General features: G+C 73.6%; 12 protein-coding genes. 4 read left to right on the forward strand and 8 right to left on the reverse strand.

The window, feature by feature from the left end:
• Nucleotide 1: 1 nt before the first annotated feature.
• Genes IE225_RS11505 through IE225_RS11515 form a run of 3 tightly spaced genes read right to left on the reverse strand, consistent with a single transcriptional unit; the run spans nucleotide 2 to nucleotide 3,258 of the window.
• Nucleotides 2–1,345, reverse strand: coding sequence for an ABC transporter substrate-binding protein (locus IE225_RS11505; RefSeq protein WP_190057323.1), 1,344 nt, complete (start codon nucleotides 1,343–1,345; stop codon nucleotides 2–4).
• Between the two features lie 10 nt (nucleotides 1,346–1,355).
• Nucleotides 1,356–2,273 carry a carbohydrate ABC transporter permease gene (locus IE225_RS11510; protein ID WP_190057324.1) on the reverse strand — a complete coding sequence of 306 codons (918 nt, stop codon included), beginning with the start codon at nucleotides 2,271–2,273 and terminating at the stop codon, nucleotides 1,356–1,358.
• A gap of 19 nt (nucleotides 2,274–2,292) precedes the next feature.
• Nucleotides 2,293–3,258, reverse strand: coding sequence for a carbohydrate ABC transporter permease (locus IE225_RS11515; protein WP_190057325.1), 966 nt, complete (start codon nucleotides 3,256–3,258; stop codon nucleotides 2,293–2,295).
• Nucleotides 3,259–3,425: 167 nt separating this feature from the next.
• Here IE225_RS11515 and IE225_RS11520 point away from each other — a divergent pair, with 167 nt between their 5' ends.
• On the forward strand, nucleotides 3,426–4,586 hold the full coding sequence (locus IE225_RS11520) for an ROK family transcriptional regulator (protein WP_190057326.1): 1,161 nt from the start codon (nucleotides 3,426–3,428) through the stop codon (nucleotides 4,584–4,586).
• Nucleotides 4,587–4,694: 108 nt separating this feature from the next.
• Complete coding sequence (locus IE225_RS11525; protein WP_190057327.1) at nucleotides 4,695–4,880, forward strand: hypothetical protein; 186 nt, start codon at nucleotides 4,695–4,697, stop codon at nucleotides 4,878–4,880.
• 228 nt (nucleotides 4,881–5,108) lie between these two features.
• Here IE225_RS11525 and IE225_RS11530 read toward each other — a convergent pair whose 3' ends face one another.
• The 4 genes from IE225_RS11530 to IE225_RS11545 form a co-directional block, all read right to left on the reverse strand.
• A complete protein-coding gene (locus IE225_RS11530) occupies nucleotides 5,109–6,491 on the reverse strand; it encodes a S1 family peptidase (RefSeq protein WP_190057328.1) in 1,383 nt (460 codons plus the stop codon).
• Nucleotides 6,492–6,644: 153 nt separating this feature from the next.
• A complete protein-coding gene (locus IE225_RS11535; protein WP_373303168.1) occupies nucleotides 6,645–7,799 on the reverse strand; it encodes a hypothetical protein in 1,155 nt (384 codons plus the stop codon).
• Between the two features lie 383 nt (nucleotides 7,800–8,182).
• On the reverse strand, nucleotides 8,183–8,596 hold the full coding sequence (locus IE225_RS11540; protein WP_190057329.1) for a Zn-ribbon domain-containing OB-fold protein: 414 nt from the start codon (nucleotides 8,594–8,596) through the stop codon (nucleotides 8,183–8,185).
• 203 nt (nucleotides 8,597–8,799) lie between these two features.
• A complete protein-coding gene (locus IE225_RS11545; protein ID WP_190057330.1) occupies nucleotides 8,800–9,573 on the reverse strand; it encodes a TetR family transcriptional regulator in 774 nt (257 codons plus the stop codon).
• Between the two features lie 223 nt (nucleotides 9,574–9,796).
• Between IE225_RS11545 and IE225_RS11550 the strand changes: the two genes are divergently transcribed.
• Complete coding sequence (locus tag IE225_RS11550) at nucleotides 9,797–10,510, forward strand: peptidoglycan-binding domain-containing protein (RefSeq protein WP_229879434.1); 714 nt, start codon at nucleotides 9,797–9,799, stop codon at nucleotides 10,508–10,510.
• Nucleotides 10,511–10,584: 74 nt separating this feature from the next.
• Nucleotides 10,585–11,073, forward strand: a complete 489-nt coding sequence (locus IE225_RS11555) for a flavin reductase family protein (RefSeq protein ID WP_190057332.1) — start codon at nucleotides 10,585–10,587, stop codon at nucleotides 11,071–11,073.
• Between the two features lie 366 nt (nucleotides 11,074–11,439).
• Here the strand turns inward: IE225_RS11555 and IE225_RS11560 are convergent, their stop codons facing one another.
• Nucleotides 11,440–13,782 carry a SpoIIE family protein phosphatase gene (locus IE225_RS11560; RefSeq protein WP_190057371.1) on the reverse strand — a complete coding sequence of 781 codons (2,343 nt, stop codon included), beginning with the start codon at nucleotides 13,780–13,782 and terminating at the stop codon, nucleotides 11,440–11,442.
• Between the last annotated feature and the right edge of the window lie 245 nt (nucleotides 13,783–14,027).

Raw genomic sequence — 14,027 nt, forward strand, 5'->3', positions numbered from 1 at the left:
CTCACTGGGAGAGGATCAGGTTGATCTGGGCGGTGGTCTTCTTCAGGCTGCCCACCGGCGCGCTGCCGTTGTAGACCGCCTGCATGGCCGGCGCCATCAGCGCGGTCACATCGGCCGCGTAGTCCGTGATCGGGTAGGTGAAGGTCCTGAAGTTTTTCTTGTCGGCGACCGGCCGGGTGAAGGCCGTGACGTCGATGCCCTTCTTCCGGTAGGCGGCGATCGCGGCCCGGGTGCCTTCGGGCGTGGCCGGGAAGACGATGCCGTAACGGCCCACCGTCTTCTGGCACTTGTCGGACGACAGGTACTTCACCCACTTGATCGCGCCCGGCTTGTTGCGGGCGTTCCTGGTGATCGAGTCGGCCAGGCCGTTCATCATGGTGGCCCGCTTGCCGCTGGGGCCGACCGGCGTGAACGCGGTACCGATCTTGACGCCCTTGAAGCCGTAGTACGTCGATATCATCCAGGCGCCGTCGAAGGCCATCGCGGCCCTGCCGGAGGCCACCTGCGCGTTGGCCTGGTTGGCGCCGCCGCTGTAGGCCGTCAGCGGGGCGAGGTATCCCTTCTTCGCCAGGCCGAAGTACCACTTGATGGTGGACTGGAAGGTCTTGCTGTCGTACTGGTACTTCGTGCCCCACCGTGCCTTGTCGGTGTAGTTCCAGCCGGTGGAGCCGGTGAACGGGCTCCACTGGGTCTGCCCGTCGCCGTATCCGGCGCCGTTGGTGGCCAGGCCGTACACCTTGACGTGGTTCCTGTCGAAGCCCGGCTCGTCACCGCGGCGGCCCTTGGCGTCGATCGTGAGGTGGGCGATCGCCTTCTCGAAGCTGCCGCCGTCCTTCGGGTTCCAGTCCAGGCTGTTGAGTTTCTCGGGGGTGAGCCCGGCCTGGTCGGTCATCTTCTTGTTGTAGAAGAGGGCGACCGTGTCCCAGTCCTTGGGGGCGCCGTAGCGGTGCCCGTCCTGCGCGATCCAGTTGTCGGCCAGCCCCTTCTGGTAGTCGGAGGGGTTGATGCCGAGGTCGTCCAGCGGCTCGAGCACCTTCAGGTCGGCGAACTGGCCGAACTTCTGGATGTGGTCGGTGAACACGTCCGGCTCGGTGCCCGCGATGAAGCTCGCGGTCAGCTTGGTCCAGTAGTCGTCCCAGCCCAGCTGGGTGATCCGGACGTTCAGGCCCGGGTTCTCCTTCTCGAAGCCCTTGGCGCAGGCCTGGTAGGCGGGCAGCTGGTTGGCGTCCCACAGCCAGTACGTCACCGTGTTCGGCCCGCTGCCCTGGGCGCCATTGCCGTTCGCGCACCCGGTCAGGGACAGCGCGAGCGCGCCCGTCAGCGCAGCGACTGTACGAATTCGCATGTCTGTCCCCTCACTTGATCCCGGTGAAGCCGATGGAACTGACGATCCGGCGGGCGAAGCAGGCGAAGAGCACCAGCATCGGCAGCGCGGCGATGAGCGTCGCCGCCATCAGACCGGACCAGTCGTAGCCGCTCTGCGGGGTCTGCGCCCGGAAGATCGCCAGGGCCACGGTGAGCACCCGCGAGCTGTCGCTGTAGGAGACCATCAGCGGCCAGAAGTAGTCGTTCCAGGACGTGATGTACGTCAGCACGCCCAGCGTCAGGATCGGGGTGGACGCCATCGGCAGCATCACCTTGAAGAAGACCCGGATCTTCCCGGCGCCGTCCAGCAGCGCCGCCTCCTCCACCTCGCGGGGGATGTTCATGAAGAACTGCCGCAGGAAGAAGACCGCGAACGGCGTCATGAACATCGTCGGCAGTGCGATGCCCAGCAGGCTGTCCACCAGGCCGAGTTGCTTGATGAGCACGAAGTTCGGCAGCAGCGTGAAGATGGACGGCACCATCAGGCCGGCCAGGAACAGCGCGAACACCTTGTCCCGGCCGCGCCAGCGCAGCCGCGCGAAGGCGTACGCGGCCATCGCGGAGAAGAACACCTGGCAGACGGTGATCAGCGTGGAGACGAACACCGAGTTGAGCAGGTAGCGCCAGAACTTCAGCCCGCCGCCCGCACCGCCCTGGGCGATCGCCTCAGCGGTGGACTGCAGGCCGAGGGCCCGCTCGAAGCCCCCGAGCGTGAAGTCCACGGGCAGCGGGTCGCCGGGGTGCGCGGCGAGCGCGGGGTTGGCCGACAGCGCGGTGCGCAGGATCCAGTAGAACGGCAGCAGCGTCACGAGGACGATCGCGCCCATCACCGTCCAGGCGGCGATCCGGCCGACGGACGGCCTGCGCCGTACGCGCACGGGGGGCGTGGTGGTGGCCACGGCAGCCATGTCGGTCAACTCCCTTCCGTCAGCCGAGGTCGGTCCGGCCGGCCCGGGTGAGCCGGTACTGGATGATCGTGATCGCGGTCAGCACCACCAGCAGGGCGACCGACATCGCCGAGGCGTAGCCGAACTGGAAGCGGCCGAAGGCGGCGCCGTAGAGGTAGAACTGGAGCACGTTGGTGGCGTTGGCCGGACCGCCCTGTGTGGTCACGGCGACCGTGTCGAACACCTGGAACGAACCGATCACCGTCATGATCAGCACGACCGCCAGCACCGGACGCAGCAGCGGCAGCGTGATCCGCCAGAACATCCGCCACTCGCCGGCGCCGTCCACCTTCGCCGCCTCGTACATGTCGTTGGGGATGGCCTGCAGACCGGCGAAGAGCAGCAGCGCGGTGTAGCCGACGTGCCGCCACACGTTGATCAGGGCGATCGTCGGGATGGCCCAGTGCTCGTCGGCGAGGAACGGGATGTGGTCGAAGCCGAGCGCCCCGATGATCTCGTTGCCGATGCCGAGCTGGGTGTCGAGGATCCAGAGGAAGACGATGCCCGCGACGACGTTCGACAGCAGGTACGGCGCGAGGACGATCCCGCGCAGCACCGCCGACTGCGACAGCCGCTGCAGCAGTACGGCGATGGCCAGCGCGGCGACGGTCTGCACCCCGATGTTGATCACCACGTACTCGACGGTGACCCACAGCGAGTTCCAGAAGATGGGGTCGTTGACCATGCGGACGTAGTTGTCCAGACCCACCCACTCCGCGGGGGTCAGCAGGTTGTAGCGGGTGAAGCTGAGATAGATGCCCCGCAGCGTCGGCCAGAGCAGGAAGACGAGGAAGCCCAGCATCGCCGGGGCGACGAACAGCGCCGCCAGGCGCCCGTCGCCCCCGTCCTCGCGCGTCCTCGCCCCGCGTGCCGTCGGTGTGGTCGGGGCTCCCTCCGCACCGCGCAGCGGCAGACTGGGCGGAGGGCTGCTGGAGGCGATGGTCATCGGTGACTCCCTCGTCCGCGGCGGCTCGTCCTGGATGGCCACTTACTTTCAGTGCGGAAGAATCAACGCGTCAAGAGGTGTGCAGAAATCTTTCGTCTCGGAGGATTCCGGCCTTACAGTGACCTCGTTGATTTCGTGACGAAAAAAATTGGGGGAGTGCGACGTCCATGACCGCACGCATGGCCAGCTGGCTGCCGCTGAGCCCGGGCGAACGCGCGGTGGCGATCGAGGTGCTGGTGCACGGGCCGCTGTCGCGCACCGAGCTCGCCCGGCGGCTCGGCCTGTCGGCCGGCAGCCTCACCCGGCTCACCAAGCCGCTGATCGAGTCCGGCCTGCTCGTCGAGACGCCCGAGAACGGCGCCCCGGCCGCCGGCCGCCAGGGGCGCCCCTCGCAGCCGCTCGACGTCGTCGCCGACTCCCGCTTCTTCGTCGGCTTCAAGGTCACCGAGGACATGGTCTACGGCGTCGTCACCACGCTGCGCAGCGACATCGTCGCCCGCCTCGACCGCCCCCTGACCACCCACGACCCCGGCCGGGTGGCCGACCTGCTGGCCGCGATGACCGGCGAGCTGGCTGCCGGTTTCCCGCCCTTGGGGGGCGTCGGCATCGGCGTGGGCGGACTGGTGCGGGAGCGGTCGGTGGTCGCCGAGTCGCCCTTCCTGCACTGGCGCGACGTACCGCTGGCCGCACTGGTGGAGGAGCGCACCGGGCTGCCGGCCGTCGTGGAGAACGACGTCGCCGCCCTGGTCGAGGCCGAGACCTGGTTCGGCGCCGGCCGCGGCCTGGACCGGTTCGTCGTGCTGACCATCGGCGCCGGCCTCGGCTACGGGCTGGTGCTGGGCGGCAGGCGGGTGCCCTGCGCCGAGGAGGACCGCGGGTTCGGGCGGCACTGGATCATCGATCCGTACGGCCCGCTCACCCCCACCGGCGAGCGCGGCAGCGCCGTCTCCCTGCTGACCATCCCCAGCATCCGCTACCAGGTTCAGGCCGCCACCGGCCGGGAGACGACCTACGAGGAGATCCTCGCCGGCGCCGCCGCCGGTGAACCCATGGCCGCCCGGGTCGTCGGCGAGGCGGCCCGGGCCCTGGGCATCCTCGTCGCCCAGATCGCCAACTTCGTCATGCCGCAGAAGATCCTGCTGGCCGGTGAGGGCGTGGGGCTGATGGACGTGGCCGGCGACACGGTGCGCACCACGCTGCGCGCGCACCGTCATCCGATGGCCGCACCCGTCGACCTGGAGGTCAGGGTCTCCGACTTCCACGACTGGGCGCGCGGCGCCGCCGTGCTGGCCATCCAGGTTCTGGTGCTCGGCGCCGTGGAGGCGTGACCTGCGCAACTCCCGCCGGGGACAAGCCCGTGGGACGTGAGCAGCGACACGTCCGCGATATCCGTGTTGTTCGGTTTTTACTCACTCCGCCTTCACGCCGGGCCCCGTATGCTTCACAGCATGTCCACCACTCCTGAACCCGTCTCCGAGCGATCGGCTGCCGAGGTCAACGAGGAGATCCGGGCCCTGTGGCTCCGGTCGGGCGGGACACTGAGCGTCGAGCAGCGCGAGGAGTACCGGCGGCTCGTCCTGGAATGGGCGGCCGCCCTGCCGCGCCCGGCGAAGGCCGCCTGACCGCCTACCCCGCCCCGGCCCGGATTTCCGCGGCGGGGTACCCCCTGAGCGGGCCGGCGCCCTTCTCGCGCGGCCCCCGCCGTCCGCCGCGGCGTCGTGAACTCCTTCGATTCCTTTCGATCACTCTCGATCACTTCGGCGGTCCGCCGCCCGGCCGCCCCGCCGTGTCGGCGCGAGCCGGGCCGGTGCCGTTCCCCCGGCGCCGTTCCCGGCCGGCCCGGCGGCCCGTCACCCCCACATCGTCGAGTAGTGGCGCCGGAAGTCCCTGCGGTCCTGCTCCGCGCGGATGTACCGGGTCGCCACCAGCGCGATCAGGCTGCCCGCGATCACCAGCAGCCCGGGGCCGGCGTTGCGGCGGTCGGTGAGGCGGGACAGCAGCGTGGTGCCCGACGCGCCGCCCGTCATCGGCGCCGTCGCACCGGGCGCGGCCGAGCCGGGGGCCGCCGCGCCGCCCTGCGCGCCCGAGGAGCCGGGCGTGGCGGAGGGCGAGCCGGTCCGGCCGGTGGTCTCCTGGGCCGAGACGATCAGTTTCACGCCGAGCGCGGACAGTGCCTTGGTCACCGGCTGGAAGAACGTCGTCCCGCCGCTCGCGCAGTCGCCGCTGCCGCCCGAGGTCACCCCGAGGGCGATCCCCTCGGAGAACAACGGGCCGCCGCTGTCGCCGGGTTCGGCGCACACCGTGGTCTGGATCAGGCCGGTGACGGTGCCCTCCGGGTAGTTCACGGTCGCGTCCAGCCCGGTCACCTCGCCGTCGTGCAGCCCGCTGGTGCTGCCGCTGCGGAACACCCGCTGCCCCACGGCCGCCTCGCCGGCCCCGGTGATGCGTACGCCCTTGCCGCCGCCGACCGCCACCACGTCGGCCCCGTCGCCGGCCCGGCCGTCGGCGTACTGCACGAGGGAGAAGTCGCTGCCGGGAAACGTGCCGGCGACCGTCTTGCCGAGCTGCCGCGCGCCCTGGTTGTCGGCGAACCAGATCGAGCCGGTGGGCCCGCAGTGCCCGGCGGTGAGGATGAAGTCGCTGCGCCCGTCGGTGACGTTGAAGCCGGCCGAGCAGCGCCCGTTCGTGGACAGGATGGGCTGCGCTCCGTTGAGCCGGGTGGTGAAGGCGCCCCGGGTGCGCTCCATGCGGACGTAGCCGCCGATGCCGTGGGCGACACGGGTCAGCCGGGACCAGTCGGCGGCGGAGACGGTCCGGTCGCCTTGCACCACCACCTCGTTGGTCCGGTAGTCCACCGACCAGGCCGTGCCCGCCACCCGGGGTGCGGCCCGCAACGCGGCCGCCGCCGCCTTGAGTTGGCGCATGCTGTGGTGCACCATCTTCGCCTCGGCCCCGGCCTGCCGCACCTGTGCCGCCGCACGGGCGTCGGTGACGGCGACGACCGGCCGCCCGTCGGCGGCGATCCAGGTGCCCGCCGTGCGGTCCGTGCCGAGCCGGGAGACGAGCTGCTCGCCGACGCCGGCGGCCGGCTTCGCCAGGGTGCGCGGAGCGGCGGTGGTGCCGGGCGGTTCACTCGCCACGGCCTGGGTGACCATCACGCCCCCGAGCAGGAGTCCGCCGACGGCCGCCAGCCGTACCACTCGCTTGACGAACCGTCGTCGTGCGTGCCTCATGGATGGCTCCCGAACCTGCGAACGTGCGGCGTCGACACCGCGGGGCACTCCGGTCGTCGAGCGCCCCTCACCTCCATACGTGCCGGAACGCGGGCGTGTTCAGCGCGCGGGTCTTCATCGCGGCACGTGCGGGCACGGGTGTTGCGCGCGCACTCACAGGTGTTGGGCGCGTACCGGGGCGGGCCCGGAACCGACGCGGTGGCCGGGGAGCGCTTCCCGGGCCGCCCCGGGCTCGGTCGCGACCGGGCCCAGGCGGTACCAGCTGCGCCGGTCGCCCCAGACGGAGTCGGGGCCGACGTAGGGCCGCAGCAGCGCGGTCAGGGCCGCCTCGCCGCGGCCGTTGAGCTCGTCGGAGGCGAGCTTGCGGGCGATGCCGGCGAGGAAGTCGGCGAGTTGGACGCGGGCGTCCCGGCGGGAGTCGACGAGCCGCAGCCCGGCCAGCGGGATCCCGGCCCGCCGGGCCTCGTGCACGATCCGGGCGACGCGGTCCGGGGTCAGTACGTTCTGCTCGTCGTGCACGAGCCGCACGGCACGGCCGTCCGCGCTCCAGTGGGCGGCGGTGCGCAGCAGGGCGGGCACCAACGGGTTGAGGACGGGCACGGCCGTCCGCGGGGCGAGCACCAGACCCGAGCGGACCGCCCCCGCGCGCGGGCGCGCCGCCGCGAGCCGGGCCAGGACGTCCGCCGCCTCCGCGCTGGCCCGGGTGCGGTCGAGCGCGCCGAGCGCGTGGAAGAAGTTCTCGACCGGCGCCGCCGGGTCGCCGGCGTTGCGGCCGCGCAGCAGTCCGTTCGACGCCGCCAGGAAGCGTCGCCACGCGCTCTCCCCGAAGACCTCCGCACCCGCCCGGAACAGGGCCGCCGCGTCGAGGACCTCCGGGCCCGCCCGGAACGGGGCCGCCGCGTCCGCCGCCCCGCCGAGCAGCAGCGTCACCGCCCGCTCGACGACGAAGAACGCCTTCTCCGTCAGGTCCACATGGGCCCGCCCGTGCAGCGGGCCGCTGGGGGAGAGGAACCACTCCAGCACCGCCCGGTGCTTCTCCCGCAACAGGTGGGTGGCCTTGTACTCCTCCGCCGGCGAGCGGATCCGGTCCCGGACCTCCTGCACGTACGCCGCCGCCTCGGCGAGCGGCATGCACACGCTGGCGTGGGCGAAGACGTCGGTGTTGCCGGTGGTGAGGTTCTCCCCGTCCGAGCCGGACTCGTCGCACGCCACCTCCGCGGCGCCCGGCGGTGTCCCGCCGCCGTTCGCCGCCCGTACCGCGTCCCCGTCTTCCCCGCCGTCTCCGTCGTCCCCGTTGTTCGTGCTCACACCGCAGCTCCCTGTCGCCCGTGCCGTCTTACAGGATGATCCCCCGAAAGAGGGCGGGCGACCCCGGTGAAGGGCCCGTTCGCGGGCGGCGGGCACGCCGGAGGCGTCCTCGGGGAGCCGTCGGCCGTACGGCACGGCGGGCCACGCGCGCCGGCTCCGCGCCGTCCCGGCGCGCTCCCGTCACCGCCGCGTCCCCGGATGCGGGTGCCGCGGGTGCCGTCGGGCGGAACTCCGCCGACCGCGCGCACCGTTGGCGCGTGGCGGCCCGGCGTGCCGGTGCTCCCGCGGTACCGTCGTCGTCAACTCCCCGACGGGACGGCGGCGTTGTGCGGACACGGCGCGGCACCGCGCCACGGGAGCCTGGGGGCGGACGGAGAAAGCCGTCAGCTCCAGGCGCGGTAGGGCTCGTCGACCAGCTGGAAGACCGGCTCGCCGCGCACCGGGTCCTTGGCGGTGGACAGCCGCACCCGGTCCCCGCAGTGGATGCCGACGGGGGGACCCATCACGCGGCCGCGGACGACGAAGCCCTCGGCCATCTCGATCAGCGACACGTTGCGCGCGGCGGGCGTGTTGCGGTGCACCACCGTGGAGTGGCGGACCGTGCCGGTGCCCGCACTGCGCTCCGTGCGCAGGTCGCTGCCCCGGCACACCGGGCACAGCACGCGGTGGTACATCGCGGTGCCGCACCAGGTGCAGCGCTGGTAGTACAGGGCCTCCCCGCCGGGGGCCTCGGGCTCGAGGACGCCCGCCGGGGCGCCGGCTGCCGGGTGCGCGGCATGTGCTGAGTGCTGGTACACGCTGGTCAACTCCCTGTCCTGGCGCGGATGATCGCCTGCGCTCGGCCGGAATCCCGCGTGCGCGGTCACCCGTGCACGCACGTGCGCGGCTGGCGTGCCACCGTGCACGAGGTCAGAGTATGGCACGCAGTGCCACTCGTAAAGGTACTGCGTACCCTCGATTTTCGCGGATCTCCCGGCGGCACCCGGCGGCGGCGCCGGACTCAGTCGCGGCCGAGCGCGGACTCGATCTCCTGCACCACCCGCCACAGCGGTGCCGCGCGCCGCGACACGACGACCACCACGTCGTCGCGGCCGTCCGGGCGCCCGCCCTCCGCGGCACCGGACGCATCCGTGCCGCCGAAGGCCTCCTGCACGTACCGCAGCGCCCGGTCCACGGCCGCCTCGGCGTCGCCCTCCCCGTCCGCGCGCAGCCAGGAGCGCAACGCGTTGTTGTGCGCGGCGACCACGGCGGCCGCGATCACGTCGGCCCGCAGCGTCCCGTCGGGCAGGCCGGCGAACCGGCCGCGCAGGTACCCGGCGAACGCCCGCTCGTAGCGCCACACCACCGACAGCTCGTACGCCCGCAGCCCCGGCACCTTCTTGGTGAGGCGGTAGCGCTGCACCGAGAATGCCGGGTTCTCGGTGTACATGCGCAGCACCAGGCGGGCCGCGTCGCACACCCGCCGTACCGGGTCCTCGTCCTCCTCCCCGGCGGCCAGGAAGGCCGTGGTGTCGGCCAGGCACCGCTCGTGGTCGGGGAAGACCACGCCCTCCTTGGAGGGGAAGTAGCGGAAGAACGACCGCCGCCCCACCCCGGCGAGGGCGACGATGTCGTCGACCGTGGTCTGCTCGAAGCCGCGCTCCAGGAACAACTGGAAGGCCGCGGCGATCAGGGCGTCCCGGATCGGCGGCTTCTCAGCCTTTTCGACCTTCTCGGCCTTTTCGACCTTCTCGGCCTTGTCGTTGCGGCGGGGTGCCGCACTGCTGGAGCTCATGAACGGGAACGTAGCACCCGGCCGCGCCGAATGGCACTCAGTGCTGCCGAATGGCAAGAACAGGGAACTCAGTGCGCTCCTGAGGCGGTGGCCGGGGCCGCGCTGAACCACGCGGGCGCCCGGTACGTATCACTGCGCGGGGATGGACCGCCCGTGCACGGCCGAGCACACCGCGCACACCGCAGAGCACATCGCAGAGCGCACCGCAGCGAAGGAGTGCAGCGTGTCGACACCCTCCGACCCGGGACCGGCCGGCACCGCCCGGCCGCCCCTGGAACCCATCCGCGTCATCCGCCCCCGCCGTACGGACACCCTCGCCGAACTCATGCGGGAGCTGGACGAGCTGACGGCCGGCGGCCCCCCGGCCGGGCCGCCCGCGCAGCCGCACCCCGGCGCCGAGGACGACACCCGGGAACTCCCGCCCGTCCCCGAGGCCCCGCGCACCTCCGGCCGCCCGTCCGGCGCGGTCCCGCGCCGGACGGGCGCCGTCCTCGCCGTCCTCGTCGTCGCCGCGGCGGCGCTCGTCGGCTTCGGTGCCGCCGCCCTGCTGCCGCCGCACCGCCACGCCGCCGCGGCGGCGGCCCCCCACGCGTCCACCGCGCCCCCGGCGCCGAATCCCACCACCGCCACCGCCACCGCCACCGCAACTGCCACCGTCACCGCGTCCGTCCCTGTCACCGCATCCGCCTCCGCCGCGCCCGCGGACCCGGACGGAGCCGGCACCCTGCGCCGGGGGGACACCGGCCCCCAGGTCGCCGACCTGCAGCAACGCCTGCTGCGCGTCCCGGACGTCTACACCGGCGGCTCCACCGACGGCCGCTACGACGCCGCTCTCGAGGCGGCCGTGGCCCGCTTCCAGGAGTGGTACGGCATCGTCGGCGACGAGACCGGCGTCTACGGCGACGACACCCGCCGCGCGCTGGAGTCCCGCACCTGACCGGTGGGGCTGACCGGTGGGCCTGACCGGCGGCCGGCCGAGATGGCGCGGAGGAACCGGGGTAGCAGCGGAACATGGCTGATACGGACGTGTTCACAGGACGGCTGGACCCCGACATGTGCGTGGTGACGGCCGCGGCCGACGGGGAGCGGGACGGCTGCCTGGTCGGGTTCTCCTCGCAGTGCTCGATCAGCCCGCTGCGGTACGCGGTGTGGCTGTCGCGGGTCAACCGGACCTTCCGGGTGGCCTGCCGCGCGGACGTCCTCGCCGTGCACCTGCTCACCCGGGACCAGCGCGACCTGGCCGAGCTCTTCGGCGGCCGCACCGGGGACGAGGAGGACAAGCTCGCCCGCACCGACTGGGTGCGGGGATACGGCGGGGCGGTGGTGCTGCGGGACGCGGCGGCGTGGTTCGTCGGCCGGGTCGTGCGGCGCACCGACGGCGGCGACCACGTGGGGTTCGTCCTGGAACCGGTCGAGGTCGGCGGGGAGCGGCGGGACGGGACACCGCTGCTGCGCCTGTCCGACGCCGTCACCATCCGGCCGGGCCACCCGGCCCACTGAGCACCGGGCCCACTGAGCACCCGGCTCACTGAGCACCCGGCCCACTGAGCACCGGGCCCCGGGCACCGCACCATCGCGTGAAAACCCGCGGCGGCGGGAGTGGCGCGCGCCGCGGCCGGGCACAGGAGCCGTGTCCGATCCGGCGGGGCCCGTGCCGCGCCGGCCGCTCCGAACCGAAGGCCGTGCCCATGAGCGGCTCCCGCATCCCCGGCCTGCTGCTGCCGGCCGTGTTCCTCCTGGCCCTCGTCGTGGGAGCCGTCTGGTACGTCCGGCACCGCGACGACGACTGACCGCCCTCCCGCCGCCCGGCCGGGACCGACCGCCGAACTCCGGGCGGCGGGAGGGGAGATGCAGAACCCGGGGAACCTAGCCGGTGTCCGGGACGCGGATGTCCACGACGCACACGTCGTCGCGCCACTCGCCCTCCAGCATCGCCGCGAGCAGCGGGCTGAGCGAGTGCTGCCCGTCGCCGGGGCCTGCGGCGGCCCCGGCGAGCCGGTCCAGGCCGGCGTCCAGGCCCTCGCCCGGCCGCTCGACCAGCCCGTCGGTGTACAGCAGCAGCCGGTCGCCGGCCCGCAGCCGCACCTGAGCCTCCTCGAACACCGGGGACGGCGTGGCGCCCAGCAGCACGCCGCGCGGGCGGTCCAGGTAGCGGGCGCGGCCGTCGCGCAGCAGCAGCGGCGGGAGGTGGCCCGCCTGCGCCCACCGCAGCCGGCGCTCGTCCGGGTGGTAGCGGGCCAGCACCATGGTCGCGTTGGCGTGGCTGTCCCGGGTGTGCAGCAGCAGCGTGTTGAGCCGGGACAGCGCGTCCGTCAGCGACGAACCGGTGATGATCATGCCTTTGGCGGTGAAGCGGAGCTGGGCCATCGTGGCGACGGCGTCCAGGCCGTGCCCGGTGACGTCACCGACGACGAACAGGGCGTCGCCGTCGGGCAGCGGGATGGCGCTGAACCAGTCGCCGCCGACGTGGATGCCCGACTGGGCGGGCAGGTAGGCGACCTCCACCCGCAGCCCGGCCAGGTCGACCGGGTGGCGCGGCAGCGGCAGCAGCGCGTGCTGCAGCCGCCCGGCCAGCGTGCGCTCCGCCTGCAGCACGCCGTGCTGCGCCAGGATCGCCCGCTCGCTCTCCACCAGCGCCAGCTCCGCGCTGCGCTGCGCGGTGAGGTCCTGCACGATGCCGTGCACCTCCAGCGGCGTGCCCCGGTCGTCCGGCACCACCTCGGCGACGGCCCGCAGATGCCGTACCCCGCCGGCCGTACGGGCCCGGATCCGGAACGGCACGTCGAAGGGCCGTCCCTCGGTCAGGAGCCGGTGCACGGCGGCGGAGAGCTGCGGCGCGTCCTCGGGCAGGGCGAGGCCCGCCAGTTCCTCCAGGGCGGCCGGGCCCTGCGCCGGGTCCCGGTCGAACAGCGTGTACACCTGCGAGGACCAGGTGATCTCGCGGGTGGCGAGGTTCCAGGTCGCCCAGCCGACGTTGCCCAGCCGCTGCAGGTCCGCCAGGCGCTGCTCCCGCCGGTCGGAGGAGTCGTGCCGCACCCAGGTCACCACCAGCGCGTCACCGCCCTCCAGGCGGACCGCGCGCACCGAGTACGCGGCGAGCTCCCGGCCGCCGGCCGCGGCGTCCTGCCGCGCGAACGGTTCGCCCTCGTACGGCTTGCCGGTGTCCAGCACCGTCAGCCAGCCCTGCCACAGCGGGCTCCCGGCGATGGCCGGCCAGCACTCCAGCACGCGCAGGCCGAGCAGCTCCCGCCCGGCGCGTCCGACCACGTCCACGGCGTGGGGGGTGGCCGCGTCGATACGGTAGTCGACGACCTCGCCGGTCGGCGCGCGCAGCGGGGAGAGCAGCAGGGTGGTGCCCGGCAGGGCGTCGAAGAGGGACTGGACGACGGTGCCGGTGCCCCCCGCGGGCAGGCGCGGGCGCGTGCCGAAGGCGCTGATCCGGCCCGCGCAGAGCCGGGTGGCGGCCAGCAGCAGCTCCCGGGCGCGCGGCGTGAACGGCCCGCTGCGGCGGCGCAGCACGCCGATCGCCACGTCGGCGACGTCACCCGTCACCACCGGCAGCCAGGCGCGCGCCCGCCACCGGTCGGGCGGGTCGCCGATCAGCAGGTACCGCTTCCGGTCCTGCCCGGCGTCCTCCAGCCAGCGCGGTTCGCGGGTCGCGAGCACGTCCAGCGCGACGATCCCGCTCACCGGCGGTATCCGGCGCCACTGGTCGGCGAGGGTGTCCTCGACACCGGCGTACCCGGTCAGTTCCAGCCCGCCCGAGGGCGGCCGCCGGTAGATCAGCACCGCGTCCGCGGCCACGGCCGGCCTGAGGTGCTCCAGCAGCTGCCGGGCGAGGTCCTGCGGGGTGGCCACGTGGACCAGGGCCAGGCCGAGGCGGGCGAGGACGGCGGCGTCCGCGCGGTCCAGGGCCGCGGGCGGACGGGGCGGCGCCTCCTCCGCCTCGTCCACGGGGGTCTCCGACGCCGCACCGCCGAGGAACGGGGGCGTCAGGGACCCGAGGGTGATCCAGCACTCCTCCAGCAGCGTGCGGGCGCCCGCCCTGGCCCGCCGCAGCAGCTCCTCGTACGCCGCGTTCGGCGAGCACCCGGTCAGCGTCATCAGCGCACCCTTGGCCCGCTCCAGGACGGCCGAGGTGGCGACCAGATCCTGCAGCCGGTCCGTTTCGGCACGCTGCCCGGCCACGACCTTCGCCGGCGCCGCCATGTCGGGCACGGCGCCGGAGTCCGCGGGCAGCGCGGGCTCGCTCGTCACGCCACGAGCATGGCACATGCGGCTGCGTTCGATCGCGGCCTCGTCGCCGTTTCTCGCAGTGAGGCCACCCACGGTCCGCGCCGGATGTGCCGGATGCGCCGGAGCGCCGGAGCGCCGGACGCGCCGCCCCGGCCGCGGCGCCGTCCGGGCCGCGGCGGTGCCCCGGTCCGCGGCGTCGCGCGACCGGTGGGACGCGA

Source organism: Streptomyces echinoruber (assembly GCF_014651135.1).
Lineage (GTDB): Bacteria > Actinomycetota > Actinomycetes > Streptomycetales > Streptomycetaceae > Streptomyces > Streptomyces echinoruber.

Bases quoted from the DNA above. Each gene is read 5' to 3' on its own strand.
- IE225_RS11545 (WP_190057330.1), bottom strand. From the start codon at position 9,573: ATGAGCTCCAGCAGTGCGGCACCCCGCCGCAACGACAAGGCCGAGAAG.
- IE225_RS11555 (WP_190057332.1), top strand. From the start codon at position 10,585: ATGGCTGATACGGACGTGTTCACAGGACGGCTGGACCCCGACATGTGC.
- IE225_RS11510 (WP_190057324.1), bottom strand. From the start codon at position 2,273: ATGGCTGCCGTGGCCACCACCACGCCCCCCGTGCGCGTACGGCGCAGG.
- IE225_RS11515 (WP_190057325.1), bottom strand. From the start codon at position 3,258: ATGACCATCGCCTCCAGCAGCCCTCCGCCCAGTCTGCCGCTGCGCGGT.
- IE225_RS11560 (WP_190057371.1), bottom strand. From the start codon at position 13,782: ATGGCGGCGCCGGCGAAGGTCGTGGCCGGGCAGCGTGCCGAAACGGAC.
- IE225_RS11525 (WP_190057327.1), top strand. From the start codon at position 4,695: ATGCTTCACAGCATGTCCACCACTCCTGAACCCGTCTCCGAGCGATCG.
- IE225_RS11520 (WP_190057326.1), top strand. From the start codon at position 3,426: ATGACCGCACGCATGGCCAGCTGGCTGCCGCTGAGCCCGGGCGAACGC.
- IE225_RS11505 (WP_190057323.1), bottom strand. From the start codon at position 1,345: ATGCGAATTCGTACAGTCGCTGCGCTGACGGGCGCGCTCGCGCTGTCC.
- IE225_RS11530 (WP_190057328.1), bottom strand. From the start codon at position 6,491: ATGAGGCACGCACGACGACGGTTCGTCAAGCGAGTGGTACGGCTGGCG.